The following is a 226-nucleotide window of genomic DNA, read 5'->3' on the forward strand; positions in this document are numbered from 1 at the left end:
GATGAGGTGGACGATGGCGTTGGTCGAGCCGCCGAGCGCCAGCACCGTGGTGACGGCGTTGTCGATCGCGCGCGCGTCGACCACGTCGCGGATCTTCAGGTCCTCCCAGACCATGTCGACGATTCGCCGGCCCGTGAGGGAGGCCATCTGGGCGTGGCGGGAGTCGGCCGCGGGGATCGAGGCTGCGCCGGGAAGCGTGAGGCCCATGGCCTCGGCCGCGCTCGTC

General features: G+C 71.7%; 1 protein-coding gene. It reads right to left on the bottom strand.

What is annotated here, in order from left to right; all coding sequences use genetic code 11:
- Positions 1-226, bottom strand: a 226-nt coding sequence (locus ACY9Z2_RS19505) for a dihydroxy-acid dehydratase domain-containing protein (RefSeq protein ID WP_463611327.1), incomplete at both ends; no start/stop codon positions are given.

Source organism: Virgibacillus sp. GM2-2, from assembly GCF_055329585.1.